19 protein-coding genes are annotated in these 18,579 nt (G+C 62.0%); 1 reads left to right on the top strand and 18 read right to left on the bottom strand.

What is annotated here, in order from left to right:
* Positions 1 to 16: 16 nt before the first annotated feature.
* The 11 genes from ACWKWE_RS02670 to ACWKWE_RS02620 all read right to left on the bottom strand — a co-directional run bounded on the left by ACWKWE_RS02670 (position 17) and on the right by ACWKWE_RS02620 (position 11,000).
* Positions 17 to 1,357 (bottom strand): MmgE/PrpD family protein, encoded by a 1,341-nt coding sequence (locus ACWKWE_RS02670; RefSeq protein WP_483849531.1) that lies wholly within the window; start codon positions 1,355 to 1,357, stop codon positions 17 to 19.
* A gap of 38 nt (positions 1,358 to 1,395) precedes the next feature.
* Positions 1,396 to 2,163, bottom strand: a complete 768-nt coding sequence (locus tag ACWKWE_RS02665) for an SDR family NAD(P)-dependent oxidoreductase (RefSeq protein ID WP_166598701.1) — start codon at positions 2,161 to 2,163, stop codon at positions 1,396 to 1,398.
* A complete protein-coding gene (locus ACWKWE_RS02660) occupies positions 2,160 to 2,999 on the bottom strand; it encodes an N-acyl homoserine lactonase family protein (RefSeq protein WP_483849530.1) in 840 nt (279 codons plus the stop codon). Before ACWKWE_RS02660 ends, ACWKWE_RS02665 begins: the two co-directional genes overlap by 4 nt.
* 26 nt (positions 3,000 to 3,025) lie before the next feature.
* The gene (locus ACWKWE_RS02655) at positions 3,026 to 4,417 is read right to left on the bottom strand and encodes an MFS transporter (protein ID WP_483849529.1); all 1,392 of its coding nucleotides are present in this window, start codon (positions 4,415 to 4,417) and stop codon (positions 3,026 to 3,028) included.
* A gap of 47 nt (positions 4,418 to 4,464) precedes the next feature.
* The gene (locus ACWKWE_RS02650; RefSeq protein ID WP_483849528.1) at positions 4,465 to 5,229 is read right to left on the bottom strand and encodes a carboxymuconolactone decarboxylase family protein; all 765 of its coding nucleotides are present in this window, start codon (positions 5,227 to 5,229) and stop codon (positions 4,465 to 4,467) included.
* 229 nt (positions 5,230 to 5,458) lie between these two features.
* On the bottom strand, positions 5,459 to 5,848 hold the full coding sequence (locus ACWKWE_RS02645) for a cupin domain-containing protein (RefSeq protein ID WP_483849527.1): 390 nt from the start codon (positions 5,846 to 5,848) through the stop codon (positions 5,459 to 5,461).
* A complete protein-coding gene (locus ACWKWE_RS02640; protein ID WP_483849526.1) occupies positions 5,845 to 6,765 on the bottom strand; it encodes an NAD(P)-dependent oxidoreductase in 921 nt (306 codons plus the stop codon). The genes ACWKWE_RS02645 and ACWKWE_RS02640 overlap by 4 nt, the downstream gene beginning before the upstream one ends.
* Positions 6,766 to 6,797: 32 nt before the next feature.
* Positions 6,798 to 8,138, bottom strand: a complete 1,341-nt coding sequence (locus tag ACWKWE_RS02635) for an MFS transporter (protein WP_483849525.1) — start codon at positions 8,136 to 8,138, stop codon at positions 6,798 to 6,800.
* Positions 8,139 to 8,186: 48 nt separating this feature from the next.
* Positions 8,187 to 8,582, bottom strand: a complete 396-nt coding sequence (locus tag ACWKWE_RS02630; protein WP_401147085.1) for a carboxymuconolactone decarboxylase family protein — start codon at positions 8,580 to 8,582, stop codon at positions 8,187 to 8,189.
* Positions 8,583 to 8,676: 94 nt separating this feature from the next.
* Positions 8,677 to 10,104: an aldehyde dehydrogenase family protein gene (locus ACWKWE_RS02625; protein ID WP_483849524.1), complete on the bottom strand. Its 1,428-nt coding sequence runs from the start codon at positions 10,102 to 10,104 to the stop codon at positions 8,677 to 8,679.
* Between the two features lie 14 nt (positions 10,105 to 10,118).
* Positions 10,119 to 11,000, bottom strand: a complete 882-nt coding sequence (locus tag ACWKWE_RS02620; protein WP_483849523.1) for an NAD(P)-dependent oxidoreductase — start codon at positions 10,998 to 11,000, stop codon at positions 10,119 to 10,121.
* Between the two features lie 195 nt (positions 11,001 to 11,195).
* Between ACWKWE_RS02620 and ACWKWE_RS02615 the strand changes: the two genes are divergently transcribed.
* Positions 11,196 to 11,522 carry an NIPSNAP family protein gene (locus ACWKWE_RS02615; RefSeq protein ID WP_166598711.1) on the top strand — a complete coding sequence of 109 codons (327 nt, stop codon included), beginning with the start codon at positions 11,196 to 11,198 and terminating at the stop codon, positions 11,520 to 11,522.
* Positions 11,523 to 11,843: 321 nt separating this feature from the next.
* Here ACWKWE_RS02615 and ACWKWE_RS02610 read toward each other — a convergent pair whose 3' ends face one another.
* The 7 genes from ACWKWE_RS02610 to ycaC all read right to left on the bottom strand — a co-directional run bounded on the left by ACWKWE_RS02610 (position 11,844) and on the right by ycaC (position 18,494).
* Positions 11,844 to 12,524: a GntR family transcriptional regulator gene (locus tag ACWKWE_RS02610; RefSeq protein WP_166598753.1), complete on the bottom strand. Its 681-nt coding sequence runs from the start codon at positions 12,522 to 12,524 to the stop codon at positions 11,844 to 11,846.
* Between the two features lie 160 nt (positions 12,525 to 12,684).
* Entirely contained in the window at positions 12,685 to 14,295 is a 1,611-nt protein-coding gene (locus ACWKWE_RS02605) for a gamma-glutamyltransferase family protein (RefSeq protein ID WP_483849522.1), read from the bottom strand.
* 48 nt (positions 14,296 to 14,343) lie between these two features.
* The gene (locus ACWKWE_RS02600; RefSeq protein ID WP_483849521.1) at positions 14,344 to 15,123 is read right to left on the bottom strand and encodes an amino acid ABC transporter ATP-binding protein; all 780 of its coding nucleotides are present in this window, start codon (positions 15,121 to 15,123) and stop codon (positions 14,344 to 14,346) included.
* A gap of 1 nt (position 15,124) precedes the next feature.
* Positions 15,125 to 15,892, bottom strand: a complete 768-nt coding sequence (locus ACWKWE_RS02595; protein WP_166598756.1) for an amino acid ABC transporter permease — start codon at positions 15,890 to 15,892, stop codon at positions 15,125 to 15,127.
* 24 nt (positions 15,893 to 15,916) lie between these two features.
* On the bottom strand, positions 15,917 to 16,723 hold the full coding sequence (locus tag ACWKWE_RS02590; RefSeq protein ID WP_483849520.1) for an ABC transporter substrate-binding protein: 807 nt from the start codon (positions 16,721 to 16,723) through the stop codon (positions 15,917 to 15,919).
* A gap of 106 nt (positions 16,724 to 16,829) precedes the next feature.
* Entirely contained in the window at positions 16,830 to 17,504 is a 675-nt protein-coding gene (locus ACWKWE_RS02585) for a GntR family transcriptional regulator (protein ID WP_483849519.1), read from the bottom strand.
* A gap of 369 nt (positions 17,505 to 17,873) precedes the next feature.
* Positions 17,874 to 18,494, bottom strand: coding sequence for an isochorismate family cysteine hydrolase YcaC (ycaC, locus tag ACWKWE_RS02580; protein WP_166598759.1), 621 nt, complete (start codon positions 18,492 to 18,494; stop codon positions 17,874 to 17,876).
* Positions 18,495 to 18,579: the final 85 nt, after the last annotated feature.

Below are 18,579 nucleotides of genomic sequence, written 5' to 3'. Positions count from 1 at the left end.
AGTGTTTTCCTGTCTGTCAGAGACTGGCCAAGCGCATCAGCGCGCCAGCGTCGGTTGCCTGTTCCAGCGCCCAGAGCGCATCGATCAGCGGTTGCGGTTCGCATCCGGACCGGCCGTAAGCGGCGAGGTCGCGGAGTTTGTCTTCGAGAAAATGATCGCTGAGGGGCGCGTCGAGGCTGCCGAGGGAAACGTCGACGGTTCGCGTGAGGACCGAACCGGAATTGAACGTGATCCGCACCTGCGCAGACTCCACCGAGTAGTCAGCGTCATCGACGAAATGCACACGTTCATACAACGTCCGCAGCCGTTGATCACTCACCGCTGCGTCACTGAATTCCGCCAGACCGGCCTTGCCCGTCCCCAGGCTGACCGCCACGGCGTGTTGCGCGCTGACTTGGGATTGTCTGCCGAAGCGAATGTCAGGCCGATCGGTGCGTTGACGCAATAACGGATGCCCGGTGAGTTCGATGCGCTGAATGTCGTCCAGCCCCCACGTGCGATCCCGCGCCAATTCGAGGCACGCCTGAATCACCGGGTTAAGCACCACCCCGCAGGGATAGGGTTTGTAAGTGTTCGCCATCAAGGCCCAGCGCTCGCCCAGCCCAACGCTGATTTCGTCGAAACGCGGCTGTTCACCGAACACCTTCAAGAAACCGCGCTCACCTTCCAGTGGCTGGTCTGGCCCGACGAACCCGTCCTGTGCCAGCAATGCCGAGAGCAGGCCATTGCGCGCCGCGTTGCCGACGCTGATGCTTTTGGCCGCGCTGCCGAGGGTTTCCACCAGGCCACAGGCCTGAGCGCTGGCATTACCAAACGCCCCGACCAGTTGCCGCGCATCGAGGCCCAGCACCTTGCCGATGGCCGCCGCCGCACCGAACACCCCGCAGGTCGAGGTGATGTGCCACCCGCGCCGATAATGTTCGGGGGAAATGGCCATCGCGATCCGGCACTCGACTTCCACGCCCAACACAAACGCTAGCAACAGCTGCTCACCGCTGACAGGCTGTGTTTCCGCCAGCGCGAACAACGCGGCGGCCACCGGTGCCGTCGGGTGCAGGATCGTCGGAATGTGCGTGTCGTCGTAATCGAAGACATTGGCGCTCATGGCGTTCAGCGACGCCGCGTTGAGCATGTCCATGACTTCCGCGCGACCGATGATGTGGGCCGCGCCGCCTGCGTTGAAGCGCGTGAACAGCGTCGCCGCTTTCGCCACGTCCGGGTCGCTGCAACCGGCCAGCGACACCGCGAAATAATTCACCAATGCGCGATGGGCTTCGTGACGCACGTGGGCGGGAATGTCCGACCAGGTGGTGCGTTCGATGAAATGCGCCAGTTGTAGGCTGAGGCTTTGAGTCATGGGCAGTTCCGTTTTCCAAGGGTCATGTTCAGCATCGCTCACCCCGCCATCCACCCGTCATCCACCGGCAATGTCGCGCCGGTGATCGACCCTGCCGATTCGCTGCACAGGTAGACGATCAAATCCGCCACGTGGCTGGCCTCGACAAAGCGCCCGGTGGCCTGTTTGCCGTGCAGAAACTCCACGGTAGCGGTCTGGCGGTCCAGCTGTTTTTCGGCCATCAGCGCAGTCAGGCGGCTGTCGATGTTCGGCGTCATCACCGAGCCGGGGCACACGGCGTTGCACGTGATGCCCTGCCCCAGGGTTTCCACCGCCACGGCGCGGGTCAGGCCCAGCAGCGCGGTCTTGGTGGTCACGTAATCGATGCGGTTGGCGATGGCCCGCGAGCCATAGGCGGACGACAGGTTAAAGATGCGTCCCCACTGCCGTTCACGCATGCCCGGCAGCACCCGCTGAATCGCCAGAAAGGCGGCCGTGACGTTCACTGCCAACGCCTGATCCCAGCGCGCCAGCGGGAAGTCTTCCAGCGGCGCGAAATGCCGGATCACCGCGTTGTTCACCAGCACATCGACCGGCCCCGCCGACGCGATCAGCGCCTCCACACCCTCAGGCGTGGACAGGTCAGCGCGCACGTAACGCACCTGCACATCGTGAGTGCGCGTCAGTTCTTCGCAGGTGCCGCGCACCTCATCGGGTGTGGCCAAACCGTGCAGCACCACGTTGTAACCCGCTGCGGCCAGCCCTGTGCCCATCGCCAGCCCCAGGCCGTCAGACGACCCGGTCACCAGTGCCGTGCGCCCTTTCATACTCCGGCTCCGTTGGCATCGATGCGCACCGCGAACGACGGATCGTTCGGATCGACCGGCGCGAATCGGTTCATCACGTCCGGGTCATGGCCGGGAATCACCACCGCGCCGGGGCGTTGCAGCCATTCGCGAATGCGCTCGTAGCCCTGGTACATGTCGGCCAGGCTGTCGAGCACGGCGAAGGGCCGGTCCTGCTCCAGTTCGTCGTAATAGTGAATGGCGTCCGACGCGAGGATCACCGGGCCTTCGGGCATTTCCACCACCACCGCCATCTGGCCCGGCGTGTGGCCGCCGAGTTCGTACAGCTCGATGCCGGGGATCAGCGTGTTCTGTTTTTCGTCGAGCAAGGTAATGCGGCCTGCACGGTGCAGCGCCTGAATGCGTTCGATGTCCAGCGGGTCGATGTGGTGACCGTATTGCGGGCGCTTGCCCATGTCGGTGCCCCAGAAGTCGAACTCCTTGCGCGACATGACGATCTTCGCGTTCGGGTACAGGCCCAGGTTCCCGGCGTGGTCGTAGTGGGCGTGGGTCAACACCAGCAACTTGACCTCTTTGGGGTCGATGCCCAGGCGGGCCAAGGCATCCGCAGGCGCCACCACCGGTTGGCGTTTGCGTGCGGTCGCGGCCTCCGGGCTGAAACCGGTGTCGATGACGATGGTTTGCTCGGCGTTGCGGAAGATCCAGAAAAAATAATCCATGGTGATTTCCGCGTCCGGTTCCCGGTAGGCGCGGAAGTTGTAATAGCACTCGCTTTTGGTGGTCTGCCGGGTGCCATAACGCACCACGATCACTTCGGGGTCGGTCCAGTTCGGTCTGACGGTCGAGGGTGTGTCCATGGGAAAACTCCAGATAGGGTCGGTCTTCAGGTCTTGATTTCGTGAGGCTTTTCTTGCCCCGCTGCCACCACCGGCAGCGGCGCCACGGCGATGTCTTCCAGTGATCGGTTCTTGGTTTCCGGGCCGATCGAGCCGACGATGATGGCTTGCAACAGCAGCGTGCCGACGATCAGCGAGATCACGCCGACGATGCCGAAACCGGCGAACACCGACGCGATGGCATAAGGCACGAGGATATTCACGCCGCGCCCGATGGCGTTGCACAACCCGGCACCGCGCAAGCGCAGTTCGGTCGGGAACAACTCAGGCACGTAACTCGCCACGCTCAACGACGACAGCACGTAGATGCACGCGGTGATCGCGAAGCCGGCGGCGATGATCGCGGTTTCGGTCTCGGCAAAGGGATAGCTCACGCCAAAACCGATGCCCACCAGCGAGAACAGCACGATGCCCCATTTGCGTCCCAGCCGTTCTGCCAAGGCGAAGGCAATCAACGACCCCAGCGGTCCTCCGGCGAACATCAGGGTGGTCAGCCCCAATGAATTGGAGACGCTATGGCCCTGCTGCACCAGGAAGGTCGGAATCCAGCTGACGAAAGCGTAGTTAACGGTGAACAACGCGACCAGCACGGTGATCCCGGTGATGGTGCGGGTCAGCAGGCGGCGGGAAAACAGGTCGCGAATCCGGGCAGGCGGTGTGTCGTCGCGCGACGTGATCGGCACCGGCGCCGCCGTGCCAGGCTCGACGCCGCAGCGGCTTTCGATGTTCGCCACGATCTTCTCGGCCTCTTCCTGACGCCCTTGGGACGCCAGCCAGCGCGGCGATTCCGGCATGTTTTTGCGCAGGAACCAGACGATCAGTGCCCCCACGCCCGCGATGGCGAACATCCAGCGCCAACCGAAGCGCGGGATGATCAGCCAGCCGAGGAAGGCCGCCAGAAACAGCGAGGTGTTGATGATCAGGTTGAGGATAGTGCCAAAGCGACCGCGCCAGGCGGCGGGGATGAATTCGCTCAACGTGCCGTAGCCGACGACGATCTCGGCGCCCATACCGACGCCCATCACCAAGCGGAAGAAGATCAGCCAGTACATGTTGGGTGCCAGCGCGGCGGCAATCGACGCGAAGCCGTAAATCCCGAGGTTGAACTGGTAGGTGAAGCGTCGTCCGTAGCGGTCGCCCAACACGCCGGACAGCCATGCACCGGACATCATGCCGATGAAGGTCACCGAGACGAATGTCGCGTTCAGTGCCAGTGTGGATTCATGGCTGTTGATCAACGCGGCGAGTACCGACCCGGCGATGTAAATGTCGAAGGAGTCGAAAAACATCCCGGCGGCGATCAGGCCGAGCAGACGGTAGTGAAAGCCCGACAGCGATAACCGGTCCAGGCGCGCGCCAATGCTGGCTGCTGCGTTCATGTGCGTTCCTCATCGTTATTGTTATAGGAATCTTGGGAGCAGCGGCGTCATCGGGCGTCGCGAGCCCTCGCGTTGAGTGCCTGTTCCAGGATCGGCGCGGCCATTTGCGCACCGTGGATGCCGATCACGCTGACGATCTCCAGCATTTCCATGATCTCTTCCTTGGTCGCGCCGTAACGCAGGGCATTGCGCATGTGCAGCTTGAGGCCCGGCACGTAGAGGTGCGTGGCAGCAGCGTCGAACGCGCAATACATCAATTCCTTGACCTTGGGTTCCAGCACCCCGGTGCGCCACGGCACCGACGAAAATTCGACGTAGGTCTCGAACATCTCGGGGTCCAGCTCCAGCAGCCCTTCCCAAGACGGGTGCCAGTAGCCACGGTTCTCCATGAAGCTGGCCTTGAGCGCCTCGCGCCGGGCGTCGAGGGGTTCAGGACCGTTGCGCATGCCCTCTTCTTCCAGCACTTCCAGCAACACCGGAACGCCGACGTTGGACGCGTGAATGCCGACCGTGCTGATCAGCTCCAGCACTTCGGTCAGTTCCTCGCGGGTGGCGCCGTGCTGGAGTGCAGCCTGTATGTGCTCCTGAATACCGGGCTGAAACAGGTGCGTGGCATTGGCGCTGGCGACCAGCGCGATGAAGCACTTGACCTTGTTCGGCAGGTGATTGTTCTGCCAGGGCACCGACGCAAAATTCGCATACGCCTCGACAAAACCGGGGTCCAGACGCAACAGGCTGTCCCAGCCTTCATTCCACGTGCCATGGCGCGTGAACGCGGTTTTGGCCTGTTGTTGTTTTTCGGTGAGGCTCATGGTTTTCCTCATAAATCCAGAGTGCGATGAAAGAGGCGATCGGGCGGTGCGGTCGCCTATCGAAACGCGGAGATGCGTAGGAGCGTGGCTTGTCCCGCGATCGGCCGCGAAGCGGTCGTGAAACCATGCGACCCGGTCGTATCAGTCAGATCGCGTGCCCAGGATTGGCTGCCGGTCCCCGGCAGATCGCGGGACAAGCCACGCGCCTACAGTGAACAGCCCGTACGAATCAGCCCGCTGTGCGCAAATAATCCTCATCCGCCACGGCTTCCTGCCACACGGTCTTGCCGATGGAGGTCGCGGTGTGGACCATGAAGTTCTTGGTGTTGGCGCCGTGCCAATGCCGTTCGTTCGGGCCGATCCACACCGTGTCGCCCTGACGGATCGGCTGTGGGTCGCTGCCTTCCAGGCAAATCCAGCCGCTGCCCGCCGTCACGTACAGCACCTGCCCGACCTCATGGTGATGCCAGAACGTGCGGGCGCCGGGGTTGAACGACACGTTGTTGATGGTCACGCCGTCCGTGGTCGGCATCACCGGGTCGGCCCAGACCACGCCAGTGAACGTCGCGCCACGTTGCTCTGAAATCGCGCCTTCGACGGCGCCGTGAAAAACCTTCATGCCTTCTCTCCTGTCTTGTCTTTGGCCGAATCGTGCAGACGCACTCCACCGGACATGTCACCGATGGCGTCCACCACTCGGTTGCTGATCAGGTCGCCGTAACCCAGCGCCGTTTGCAGGCCGAAACTGGCCAGCGGCCCCGACGCATTGAGGGACGCGACGCCCAGTTCACGCACTCGGTCGAGGTACAGCACCACGTCCTTGCTCATCAACTTGCCGGTCAGGCCGCCTTCCAGGTAATTGCCGTCGACGATATGCGGGAAACGGTTCTGCGTGGCGAAGTTCACCCCGCTGCTGCTGTTCAGCACATCAAGCAAACGATGCAGATCGAGACCCGCTTTCTTGCCCGCCACCATCACCTCGGCGGTGGCCGCGAGGCTCACCGCGTTGAGGAAATTATTCAGCAGTTTGGTGGTGTGCCCGGCACCGCTCTCGCCCATCAGAAACACCTTGCTGGCGATGGGTTCGAACACCCAGGCCAAGGCGTCCACCGTCGCGGCATCGCCCCCGACCATCAGGGTCAGCGCGCCCTTCTCCGCCGCCGCCGCGCCGCCGGAAATCCCGGCGTCGACGTACTGCACACCGCGCTCGGCAAACAGGCCATGCAGGCGAATGGTCGAACTCGCCGCCGCCGTGCTCAGATCAACGACGACCTGCCCTTTACGGCAGTGCGCCAACAGACCGTTCGGGCCTTCGACGACCGCCTCGACCACCTTGCTGTCGGGCAACGACAGCAGCACCACACCTGCTTCGGACGCCACGTCGGCGATGGATTTCGCCGCCTGCGCTCCAGCGGCCTTGACCCGCTCGGCGTCGGTGTCATAACCGAGCACGTTCAACCCGGCGTTCACCAGGCAGCGCGTCATGCGCCCGCCCATGTTGCCCAAGCCAATGAAGCCCACAGTTTTGCTATTCACGACTGCTCTCCTCAGCCACAGGGCTGTGAATCCTAGAAATCCACGTCTTTGGTTTCCGGCCCCATGTAGGCGCCGATGGTGGCGATCACGCCGCCGATCACCAGCAACACGGCCGGGGTCACGGTGAACGGCATGAATTCGCCGAGCCAGGCCATGTAAAAGGCGTAGAACGACGGGATGATCACCGACAGGCTGAAACCGACACCGAAGCCGGTGGCGCGCACATCGGTCACGAAACGCTCGTTGATGTAGGTCACGATCACGCCCCACGGTGCAGTCACCAGCACCGACAGCACGCAGACCAGGGTAATGATCACCGGCAGGCTGAGGCCCTGAACGTTGGCGAGCACGTACATGATCGCGGCGCCCACGGTGGCGATGATCGGGCCCAGCACGACGAAGAAGCGCCGACGGCCGATTTTCTGACCGATCATCCCCGAGGCGATGTAGCTGAAAAACAGGATCGAATAGGCGATCAGCAGCGTACCGGTCACCTCAAGCCCCGAAAGGTGCAAGGTGTTCCTCAGCAACCCGGTGGGCAGGAAGATGGTGATGATGTTTTGGGTCAGCCAGAAGCCGGTCATCATCAGCAGCACTTGCAGCAGGTTGCGGCCGCTTTTGCCTCGGATCAGGTCGGTGAGCGGCAGTTTTTCGCGGGGTTTGTTGCCGGTTTCGCTTTCCCAGATTTCCGATTCCGACACGGCGTACACGTAGTACAGCGCCAGCACACCGGCCAGTACCGCGCCGATCACGAACGGAATGCGCCAGCCCCATACCACGTACGGCGAACCGGGGCCGTCGAGGGGGAACAGCATGAACATCAGCATCGCCACCAGATTGATGGAGACGTAGGCCAGGGGGAACCCGGCGATGATCAAGCCGCCGACGAAGCCGCGCTGGTGCTTCTTCGAATATTCGATGGCCAGGGGCATGGCGCCGGTGTAGCCGCCGCCGAGGAAAATCCCGTCGACGAAGCGCAACAGCACGAGTAACCAATACGAGGCGATGCCGATGGTCTCGTAGCCGGGCAGCAAGGCGATCAGCAACGTGACCACGCCGAAGCCGGACACCGAGTAGATCGAGGCCATGCGGCGACCGGTCTTGTCGGCGATCATGCCGAACAGCAAGGCGCCAATCGGACGGCCCAGCAACGTGGTGATGAACACCAGCGAGGCCAGAATCGCGGCCATGCCGGGCGACAGTTGCGCGGGTTGGAAGAAGAACAGCACCGGGGACAACACCACCACCGGCAAGTAGATGTCGAACATGTCGATGTATTCGGAGAAAAACGCGCCCTTGATGGCGTTCCTTCTCTTCTTCTCGATCGACTGCTCGGTTTCAGCCGCCGAGCTGGCTGGGGCGTAAGTGCTCATGGCGTTTCCTTATAGTTATTGTGAGACGCATGGATGTCGGTGAAGCGTTCAGCTGGCAGCGGTTTCAGCCTCGTAGGCCTTGATCGCTTCGGACGCCACACGGAAGGCCGCCAGGCCCAACGGCGCGCCGCAGTACACCGCCGCCTGCATCAGCACGGCGCGAATCTCGTCCTGGGTCACGCCATTGCGCAGCGCGCCGCGCACGTGAATGCCCAGTTCATGGTGCTGGCTCATGGCGGTGAGCATGGCGATGTTGATGATGCTGCGGGTCTTGAACGAGAGCGTCGGGTCGCCCCAGATCTCGCCCCAGCAGACTTCCGTGACCATCTTCTGCATCGGCCGGTTGAAGTCGTCGGCGGCGGCCCAGGACTTCTCGACGTGGCGGTCACCCAGCACTTCCTTGCGATTGTTGAAGCCTTGGTTGAAGCGTTCGTTGTCACTCATGTTGTTTTCACCTTATTCGTACGATCGACCGATTGTCATACAGTTTAAACGGGCAAATTTTTTTGAACGTTGGGCCCTGAATCGCCGCAGCGACTCAGCTGCCGTAGCCCACCAATGATTTGACTTCCAAGTATTCGCGCAAGCCGTATTCACCCCATTCGCGGCCATTGCCGGAACGCTTCACCCCGCCAAACGGCGCGGCGAAATCGGCAGGCGGGTAATTCAGGTGCACGCTGCCGGCCTGCAATTGGCGAGCGACACGGCGGGCACGCTCCTGATCGCCGGATTGCACGTACGCCGCCAGCCCATAGTGCGTGCCGTTGGCGATGGCAATCGCCTCGGCCTCGCTGTCGTAAGGGATCATCGACAGCACCGGCCCGAAGATTTCCTCCTGGGCGATGGTCATGTCCGAGGCCACGTGGGCGAATACCGTCGGCCTGGCGTAGTAGCCCTTTTCGATACCGCTCGGCAGGCCAACGCCGCCGGTGACCAATTGCGCGCCTTCGTCGATGCCACTTTGAATCAACGTCTGCACCCGACGGAATTGCGCGCGATTGACCAGCGGGCCGAGTTGCGTGCTTTCGTCCGTCGTCACGCCGACGCTGTAGCTTTCAGCGGCGGTTTTGGCCATCTGGATCGCGTCGTCCATCAGGCTGCGCGGGATCAGCATGCGCGTCGGGATCGAACAGGACTGGCCGCTGTTGGTGAAACACGCGGCGACACCGCGAGTCACGGCATCCTGCAGATTGACGTCGTCGAGCAGAATATTGGCCGATTTACCGCCCAATTCCTGCGCAACACGCTTCACGGTGTCGGCAGCGGATTTGGCCACTAGCACACCGGCGCGGGTCGAACCGGTAAACGACAGCATGTCGATGTCCGGGTGGGCCGACAGCGCCGCGCCGACACCCGGCCCGTCACCGTTGACCAGGTTGAACACCCCCGGTGGCACGCCCGCCTCGTCCAGCACTTCGGCGAACAGCAGGCTGCTCAACGGCGAGTATTCACTGGGCTTGAGCACCATGGTGCAGCCTGCCGCGAGGGCCGGACCGACCTTGACCACGATCTGGTTGATCGGCCAGTTCCACGGCGTGATCAGACCACACACGCCCACCGGTTCGTGACGGATCAGCGTGCTGCCCTGAGCCTCTTCGAACTGAAAGCGTTGCAGCACCTCGATCAGTTGGTTCAAGTGCAGCCAACCGCGTGGCACCTGGAACTTGCGCGAAAAGGTGATGGGCGAACCCATCTCGATGCGCATGGCCTGGGCGAATTCTTCCTGGCGACGCTCGTAGATCGAGACGATGCGTTTCAGCAACGCGATGCGCTCGGCAACGGAGGTCTGGGCGTAGGAAGGCAATGCCTTGCGAGCAGCAGCCACGGCCCGGTTAACGTCGGAGGCATCGCCCAGCGCCAAGCGCTCGACCACGGTTTCGGTGGCCGGGTCGATGACGTCGAACCATGAGGGCGACGCGGGTTCGACCCATTGCCCATCAATGTAAAACTTGGCGGCATGTGACATGGGATCGGACTCCTTCACTCGCCTTCTTTGGCCAGCATGCGGTACATCTCGGTGTGGTCAGTGGTCGGCGTGGCATCCTGCGCCACGTCGTTCCAGACCTTGATCGCGCTCTGGCCGAAAATCATCGGATACTCCAGCGCATCCGACAGGCCCTTGGCGATCTTCAGGTCCTTGTTCATCAACTGCATGGAGAAGCCCGAACCGAAGGTGCCGCTGAGCATGAATTGCTTGGCCTTGTTCAGCGAGGTGTTGCTGCCGCCGCTGGACGCATTGAGCACATCGACCATGACGCCGGGGTCGATGCCGAAGCGTTTGGCAACGTGCAGCGCCTCGACCGTTGCCATCAGGCCCGCAGCCGAGACGAAATTGTTGAGTGCCTTGGCAGCGTGTCCCGATCCGGCGTCGCCGATGTGCAGAATGTTCTTGCCCATGGCGTCAAGCACCGGGCGGCATTGCTGCATCACCTCGGCATCACCGCCAACCAGAATCGCCAGGCTGCCGTCCACGGCACGTTTCACGCCGCCCGAAACGGGGGCGTCGAGGTATTGAAGGTTGAGGGTCTTGAGTGTCTGGCCAAGATCACGGGAGCGGGCAGGCTCCGAAGAGCTCATGTCGATCACCACGGCCTGTGGCGCCAGCGACGCCGCCCACCCGCCTTCGCCGAGCAACACGTTCTCGACAATGGTCGAGTTCGGCAGCATGGTGATGAGGATGTCGAGGGACTGGGCGTTTTCAGGGGTCAGCGCGCTGGCGTTGAGGGTCGCCTGCACGTCTCGCAGGCGCCCGGCATCGGCATCGGCGAGGAACAGTTGAAAGCCGGCTTTGGCCAGGCAGGCGGTCATGGGCGTGCCCATCATGCCCAGTCCGATAAAGCCGATACGTTGGGGTTGCGTCATGTTCGTGCCCTTTGATTTTTATGTTCTTGTCAATTCGGGTCGCGGCGGTGTCTGCAATGTTCTGCATGACATTCGCCAGCAGGTGAGACAAAACTATAGGACTGTCATACAATCGGTCAATAGGCTAATTTACGGTTTCTTACCAGCGGCACCTGCTTTCAATCTTTGTCAGCAGCACTTAACAGGAGAAGAAGAATGATCGTTGAATTGCGCACTTATCACTGTGCTCCCGGCCGTTTGCCTGCGTTGCATGACCGGTTTACCAGCATTACGTTGGGTTTTTTCGATAAGTATGGGATCAAGCAGGTCGGGTTCTGGACGAATCTGTCGGGGCCGACGAATCAGTCGCTGACGTATTTGTTGCAGTGGGAGAGCCTGGCGGAGCGTGAGACGAAGTGGAATGCGTTTCAGGCGGATCCGGAGTGGGTGGAGAAGCGCAATGCGACAGAGGCGCAGAAGATTATCGTGGAGCGGGTTGAGGTGCAGTTTATGACGCCTACCGCGTATTCCGCATTGCGGTAGGTTTGCCGCCAGGGCGGTTCTGCCTGGGGGCAGAAGGTTTCGCCTTCGGCGGTGTCTGGACTGTCGCGGGAGAAAAGCTTTTCTGGCTGGAGCTAACGCTCTTCGCGGCATGAGGTCATGTGCAAGGCTTCATTCTGTGCGCGGGTCTCAAACTGTGGGAGCGAATTCATTCGCGAAGGCGGTACAGGCGACACATCTCCGCCGCCTGAAGACCCGCTTTCGCGAATGAATTCGCTCCCACAGTAAATTCCCAGCGAACACCCAATCTCCGCAGTTCTCCCACAGGGGAAGGCACAGCCCGGCGGTCCGGGTGTTGGCAGGTTATTGCACCGCGTGCACCCCGGTCGCCGCCAGCAGTTCGAGCACGTTTTTGGAGGCGTTTTCGACGTGGAGCAGTGCGGCGGCGCAGGCGCCTTCTTCGTCGCGCAGTTGGATGTTGCGGACGATTTCCTTGAGTTCGGCGAGGGTGTGGGGCATGCGGCCTTCGCGGCCCAGGGACAGGGCGCGCAGGAGGCTGACGCGGTTGTTGAGTTGTTCGAGCATTCCGCCGACGACGCGGCTTTGTTCGATGTCGAGCAGGACGTGGTAGAAGCGGCGCTTGATGTCCAGCAACGCTGTGCCGTCGACGCTGGTGGTGCGGGACTGTTCGGCGAATTCGTCGAAGACTTCGCTCAGTTCGCCGACGTCTTCGTCGGTGGCGTAGCGCACGAAGTTGCGCACGGCGAGGACTTCCAGCGCGCCGCGTACGTCGTAGATCTGTACGGCGTCCTTGGCATCCACCGAGGCCACGTAGGCGCCGCGATGGGGCACTTGTTCCACCAGCCCTTCCGCTTCCAGTTGCCGCAATGCTTCACGCAGCGAGGTGCGGCTGACGTCCAGCGCGGTGTACAGCTGTTGTTCCACCAGACGATCCCCAGGCTTGAAGCGCCCCGAGATGATTTCATTGCGCAGTGCATCCTGCACTTGATGCCGCAAGGACGACGCCTGACGTAGTACTTTCATGCTGTATTCCTGAAGACCTGTGAATGCCACGGTGGCGGCCTTCCTTTTGCGGGAAGACCACGATTGAATCCGGGGCCGATCCTCATGATCCGGCCCGTCGAAAGCAATCGTATTGTATTACAGGACTTTTCGGAAAATTAAAATCAGCAGATCGTCTGGTTTACCACGCCACGATGGTGGAGTCGGCCCTGGGCTCGGTGCCGCCACATAACACGCCTGTGTCCGGATCACGCACGATGATCTGCCCGCGACCGAATTCCGTGGAGTCGTAGGCGATGCTGATGTCGTGGCCCTGTCGCGCCAGTCCCGCTGCCAACGCTTTTGACGCGCCTTGTTCGATGCCTACTCTCATCCCGCCCAACCACTGCCAGCGCGGTGCGTCGAGGGCCGCTTGGGGGTTGAGGCGGAAATCCACCAGGTTCATGACCATCTGCACATGCCCTTGAGGTTGCATGTAGCCGCCCATCACGCCAAACGGCCCCACCGCCTGGCCGCCCTTGGTGATAAACCCCGGAATGATCGTGTGAAAGGTTTTCTTGCCAGGGATCAGACAATTGGCGTGCGCGGGATCAAGGCTGAATTCTTGCCCCCGGTTCTGCAACGCCAGCCCGCTGTCGGGCAGCACCACGCCGGAGCCGAAGCCGTGGTAGTTGCTCTGGATGAACGAGACCATGTTGCCCTCGGCATCGGCGGTGGCCAGGTAGACCGTGCCGCTGGCGTGGGGATCGCCCGGCTTGGGTGCCTGGGCGTGTTCGGCGATCAACGCCCGGCGTGCATCGCTGTAACGGTCGCTGAGCAACTCCTCGACCGCGACGCGCATGTGCAATGGGTCGGTGATGTGGTGCAGGCCGTCGCTGTAGGCCAGCTTCATGGCTTCCAGCTGACGGTGCCAGGTCTGCTGGCTGTCGCGATGGTCGAAATCGAAGCCTTCGAGGATCTTCAGCGTCATCAGCGCCACGAGGCCCTGGCCGCTGGGCGGGATTTCCCAGACGTCGTAGCCCCGGTAATTGACGCTGATCGGATCGACCCACTGCGGGCGAAACGCGGCAAGGTCTTCAGCGCGCAAATAGCCGCCCGTGGCTCGCGAATGAGCGTCGATGCGCTGCGCCAGCGCGCCGCGATACAGGCTCTCGCATTGGGTGTTGGCCAGTTCTTCAAGGGTGCGCGCCTGCGCCGGGTTGCGAAACAGTTCTCCGGCTTTCGGGGCCCGGCCGTCCATCAGAAAGGTGTCGAACCAGCTGTCCAGCACCGCGTCCCGATGGGGACTGAATTCGTCGAACGCTTTTTGCCATTGATAGGCGACCACGGGTGACAGCGGAAAGCCATCCCGGGCCAGGCTGATTGCCGGTTGCAGCAGATCAACGAACGGTAACTTGCCAAACCGTCGGGACAGTTCAGCCCAGGCCGAGGGGCAGCCGGGCACGGTGACGGGCGTCCAGCCGTACAAAGGCATTTCGGTGTGACCGGCCGCTTTCACGGCCTCGATGCTCAACGCCGCTGGGGAATGGCCGTTGGCGTTCAGGCCGTGCAGTTGGCCTTGGGTCCAGACCAGCGCAAACGCGTCACCGCCGATGCCGCAGCCGGTGGGTTCGACGACGGTCAGGGCCGCAGCCGTGGCAATCGCGGCGTCGATGGCGTTGCCGCCTTTTTGTAGCATTTCCATCCCTGCCTGAGCGGCCAGCGGTTGCGATGCGGCGATCATGCCTCGGCGGGCAAAAACGCTCTGGCGTTGGGACGGATACGGATAGTCGTGGGCAGAAAAATTCAACATGTCGAAGGCTCTATCAATGCGGGATTCGTGGACCAGACCGGCTGGGCCTCAGAGAACGCGGCTGAGAAACGCCTGGGTACGGGGGTGATTCGGACGGCTGAAAATCTGTTCCGGGGGCCCCTGCTCGATCAGTTCGCCCTGGTCCAGCACCACCACGCGGTCGGCGACCTCTCGGGCAAAGCCCATTTCATGGGTCACCACGACCATGGGCATGCCGTCTTCGGCGAGTTCTTTCATCACCTGAAGCACCTCGCCGACGGTTTCCGGGTCAAGGGCGCTGGTGGGCTCGTCGAACAGCATGGCTTTGGGTTTCATCGCCAGCGCGCGGGCGATCGCCACTCGCTGTTGCTGCCCGCCGGACAGCATTGAGGGATAGTGCGCGGCCTTGTCCGCCAGACCGACCCGCGCCAACAACTCACGGCCCTGATTCAACGCAGCCGCTTTTGGGACGCCGAGCACATGGATCGGCGCCTCGATGATGTTCTCCAACGCGGTCATGTGGGCGAACAGATTGAAGCGCTGGAACACCATGCCGATGTCGCGACGCTGGCGGGCGATGTGCCGCTCGGACTCACGCACTAGAGTGCCGTCGGCCCGCTCGCGATAGCCCATGGCCTGGCCGTTGACCCGGATACGTCCGGAGTGAATGTCTTCCAGCAAATTGATGCAGCGAATGAAGGTGGTCTTGCCCGACCCCGAAGCGCCAATCAGCACCACCACTTCGCCTCGCCGCACTTGCAGCGAGATGCCCTTGAGAATTTCCAGGTCGCCGAAGGACTTGTGAATGTTCAGCGCCTCGATGATCAGTTCGTCACTTTGATGCGCCATCTCAACGCCCCCTCAGCAGTTTCATTGCGCTGCGACCGAACATGCGTTTCGCCGCCGGTGGCTGTCGGTCCGACTGGCCGAAGCGCTGTTCCAGCCAGCGCTGGAAGAAGCCCCACAGCGTGGTCAGCATCAGGAAGTAAATCGCCACCACCAGGTACAGCTCGAAAACGCGGAACGTCGCGGAGGTCACCATTTGCGTGCTAAGCAGCAGTTCCTGAACGCCGATGACGCTGACCAGCGTGGTGTTTTTCAGCATCACGTTGAATTCGTTGCCCAGCGGCGGAACGATGACCCGAAACGCCTGAGGCAACACGATACGGCGCATCAGCTTGCCGAAGGTCATGCCCAGCGAACGCCCGGCCTCGTACTGACCTTTGTCCACCGCGCCGATCCCGGCACGAATGATCTCGGCCATATACGCGCCTTCGTTCAGCCCCAGCGCGATGATCGCCGCCTGAATGTTGCCCGGCACGATGAACCAGCCAAGGTCGATGTCTTCGAAGCGGAAAATCCCGCCCGCCGCCAGCGCGGTGTAGAGAAAGACGATTTGCACCAACAGCGGCGTGCCGCGCATCAGCCATACGTAAAAACGCACCGGCAGGTTCAACAGCGGGTTCTTCGACAGGCGCATCAACGCTGCGATCAGGCCCAGCGTGCAACCCAGCAGCATCGCTAGCACACTGATCAGGCACGTCAGCCACAGCCCGGTGACGTAGACGCCACTGGGTTGCAGGAGGTATTGCCAGAACACATCCCAATTGAAATTCATCGGTCTATCCCGTTCGGCGCTGACTCAGTCGAGCTTGTCGCTTTCGACATGCCATTTGGCGAGCAACTGCGTGTAGCTGCCGTCGCTGCGCATGTCGCTGATCACCTGCTGCACAGCGGTGGTCAGTTGCGCGTCGTCCTTGCGAATGCCCAATCCGGTGAGGATGCGGCTGAACGCGGGCACGCCTTCCTGGAACAGGTCCGGGGCCATGTTGGCGTAGTAACCGGCGGTTTCCACGGTGGTGCCGTACGCGTCGACCTGGCTGATGCGCAGCGCCTGGAAGGCGTCGGTGTCGGTGTTGTAGACCACCAGCTTCAGCGGCGGCTTACCGGCTTTGGTCAGGGTTTCGTTCTGCGCGTCGAGCAGGGTCTTGATCGTCGACCCGTTGAGCACCGCGACCTTGTGCCCGGACAGGTCATCCAGCGATTTGATGCCCTTGGGGTTGCCCTTGGGCACCACCACCGACTGGCTGGAATACATGTAGTTGACGATGTTGATCACTTCGCGACGTTCGGGTTTGTCGAACAACTGATCGACGATCATGTCGCACTGCTGCGCCAGTAACGCGGGCACCAGCCCGGAGAACGGAATCACCCGCCACTCCACCTTCTTGCCCCCCAGCCGCTTGGCGATCTCGACACCGAGGTCGATGGTCAGGCCCACCGGCTTCTGCGCGGCGTCGAACGACACCAGCGGCGGTGAATCCATGCCCGAGCAATAGGTGACCTTGTCGACCTTCTGCAGACGGTCGGGCACGGTCGGCGCGGCGAACACCTGCGATGCGCAGAGACTCAGGGAAATGGCGGCGGCCAATGTGGCGGGTGTGTGCATGACGGAAGCTCCGGTTTCAGTAAGAAAGTAAGGGCAGTTCTGAACGTCACAGCGGTACGGCGTTACAGCGGCAGGCTGACGGCCCGCTCTGGTTCTTTGGGGCAAGCTAGGGGTGTTTTTGTTGCTCCAGAAAGGCGATCAGGCTAGGCACCGTGCCTTCGATGTGGTCGCGCAGGACCCGCTCGGCGTGATTGGCGTCGCCAGCGCGCACGGCATCGAGAATCACCGCGTGTTCATCGCGGGCGCTGAGGGGCTTTTCGCCGTGCTCCAGCCAGACCCGCATGTGCGGCTCGATGACCGTGTACAGCGCGGAAATCTGCCGCATCAGCCGCGAGCGCTCGCTGAGGCTGCAGAGGTATTCGTGAAACGCGCGGTGACGGCTGACCCACTCCGAACTGTCGTCGCGGTAGTCGTCCATGTCGTCGAGCAGGCGCTCCAGATGGGTGAGGTGGCGTTCGGTGATTTTGGGCACCGCCACGCGGATCGCCAGGCCTTCCAGCGCGCTGCGCATTTCGAAGACTTCGCGCATTTCGTCGATGTTCAGGCCACTGACGACGGCGCCGCGGTTGGGCCGCAACGTGACCAGTCCGTCGGCCGCCAGGCGCCTGAACGCTTCGCGCACCGGCATCCGGCTCATGCCGATCTCCCCCGCGATGTCTTCGGCGATCAGCCGTTCACCCATGCGGTAAGTGCCCTTGCAGATGGCGTCGAGCAGAAAGGCGTACGCCTCCTCTTCGGCGGTCACGGGTTGACGTTCGGTGTAACGCGGCACGGGGCGCATGAAGTGACCTCTTTGAATTTTTGTATCCAATCATCCACGGATGCATAAAAGCAAAAGCGGTGCCAAGGTCAGCGGCACCCCGCCAACTGTCTGACCGGAATGGAAAATGTGCAGGGATAGGTTTCGGGGGGCGTATCGGACTGCTACTTCACGCACCAGGAATGGGTAGATAACGCACGATGATCGTGCGTTCGGGAACGGGAAGGGGGTGGTGGGGTTCTGCGGGAGCGAATTCATTCGCGAGAGGCCGATACATCCGATAAACCTCTGCGGATGTGCCGCCGTCTCGCGAATAAATTCGCTCCGACAGGGACTGCGGCGTTTGTCAGACAGGCCGCAACAATGGCGCCCTGTCTGACATCAACCCTCTTACTTGTTGAACGTCGTGTAGCTGTTGATCAGGTTGCGGTAGTTCGGGATGCGCTGGGACAGCAGGTTGGCGAGGCCTTCCATGTCGTTGCGCCAGTCGCGTTGCAGCTCGCAGGCCACGGCGAACCAGTTGACCAGTTGCGCACCGGCAGCGGACATACGCGCCCAGGCGGCTTGCTGAACCACTTCGTTGAACGTGCCGGAAGCGTCGGTCACCACGAACACGTCAAAACCTTCTTCCAGCGCGCACAGCGTCGGGAACGCCACGCAGACGTCGGTCACGACACCGGCGATGATCAATTGCTTGCGGCCGGTCGCCTTGATCGCTTTGACGAAGTCTTCGTTGTCCCAGGCGTTGATCTGGCCAGGACGGGCGATGTACGGCGCGTCCGGGAACATTTCCTTCAGCTCGGGCACCAACGGACCGTTCGGGCCGGATTCGAAGCTGGTGGTCAGGATGGTCGGCAGTTTGAAGAACTTGGCGCAGTCGGCCAGGGCCAGCACGTTGTTCTTGAACTCGTTCGGCGAGAAGTCCTGCACCAGCGAGATCAGGCCGGTTTGGTGATCGACCAGCAGGACCACGGCATCGTTGATGTCCAGACGTTTGTAGGGAGCGGTCATGATTGACTCCATTGAGTGAGTGACTGAGGTGTGGCGTTTCGTTTATTGGGGTCAGCGAACGGCGCTGACCCCTGCCCTCGCCCAT

This window comes from Pseudomonas salicis (assembly GCF_057128705.1).
The sequence above is the reverse complement of the archived record's forward strand: the minus strand, read 5'-3'. Positions and strand labels throughout refer to the sequence as shown.

Coding starts and splice junctions, on each gene's coding strand:
- ACWKWE_RS02670 (WP_483849531.1), bottom strand. CDS start 1,357: ATGACTCAAAGCCTCAGCCTACAACTGGCGCATTTCATCGAACGCACC.
- ACWKWE_RS02665 (WP_166598701.1), bottom strand. CDS start 2,163: ATGAAAGGGCGCACGGCACTGGTGACCGGGTCGTCTGACGGCCTGGGG.
- ACWKWE_RS02660 (WP_483849530.1), bottom strand. CDS start 2,999: ATGGACACACCCTCGACCGTCAGACCGAACTGGACCGACCCCGAAGTG.
- ACWKWE_RS02655 (WP_483849529.1), bottom strand. CDS start 4,417: ATGAACGCAGCAGCCAGCATTGGCGCGCGCCTGGACCGGTTATCGCTG.
- ACWKWE_RS02650 (WP_483849528.1), bottom strand. CDS start 5,229: ATGAGCCTCACCGAAAAACAACAACAGGCCAAAACCGCGTTCACGCGC.
- ACWKWE_RS02645 (WP_483849527.1), bottom strand. CDS start 5,848: ATGAAGGTTTTTCACGGCGCCGTCGAAGGCGCGATTTCAGAGCAACGT.
- ACWKWE_RS02635 (WP_483849525.1), bottom strand. CDS start 8,138: ATGAGCACTTACGCCCCAGCCAGCTCGGCGGCTGAAACCGAGCAGTCG.
- ACWKWE_RS02630 (WP_401147085.1), bottom strand. CDS start 8,582: ATGAGTGACAACGAACGCTTCAACCAAGGCTTCAACAATCGCAAGGAA.
- ACWKWE_RS02625 (WP_483849524.1), bottom strand. CDS start 10,104: ATGTCACATGCCGCCAAGTTTTACATTGATGGGCAATGGGTCGAACCC.
- ACWKWE_RS02620 (WP_483849523.1), bottom strand. CDS start 11,000: ATGACGCAACCCCAACGTATCGGCTTTATCGGACTGGGCATGATGGGC.
- ACWKWE_RS02615 (WP_166598711.1), top strand. CDS start 11,196: ATGATCGTTGAATTGCGCACTTATCACTGTGCTCCCGGCCGTTTGCCT.
- ACWKWE_RS02610 (WP_166598753.1), bottom strand. CDS start 12,524: ATGAAAGTACTACGTCAGGCGTCGTCCTTGCGGCATCAAGTGCAGGAT.
- ACWKWE_RS02605 (WP_483849522.1), bottom strand. CDS start 14,295: ATGTTGAATTTTTCTGCCCACGACTATCCGTATCCGTCCCAACGCCAG.
- ACWKWE_RS02600 (WP_483849521.1), bottom strand. CDS start 15,123: ATGGCGCATCAAAGTGACGAACTGATCATCGAGGCGCTGAACATTCAC.
- ACWKWE_RS02595 (WP_166598756.1), bottom strand. CDS start 15,892: ATGAATTTCAATTGGGATGTGTTCTGGCAATACCTCCTGCAACCCAGT.
- ACWKWE_RS02590 (WP_483849520.1), bottom strand. CDS start 16,723: ATGCACACACCCGCCACATTGGCCGCCGCCATTTCCCTGAGTCTCTGC.
- ACWKWE_RS02585 (WP_483849519.1), bottom strand. CDS start 17,504: ATGCGCCCCGTGCCGCGTTACACCGAACGTCAACCCGTGACCGCCGAA.
- ycaC (WP_166598759.1), bottom strand. CDS start 18,494: ATGACCGCTCCCTACAAACGTCTGGACATCAACGATGCCGTGGTCCTG.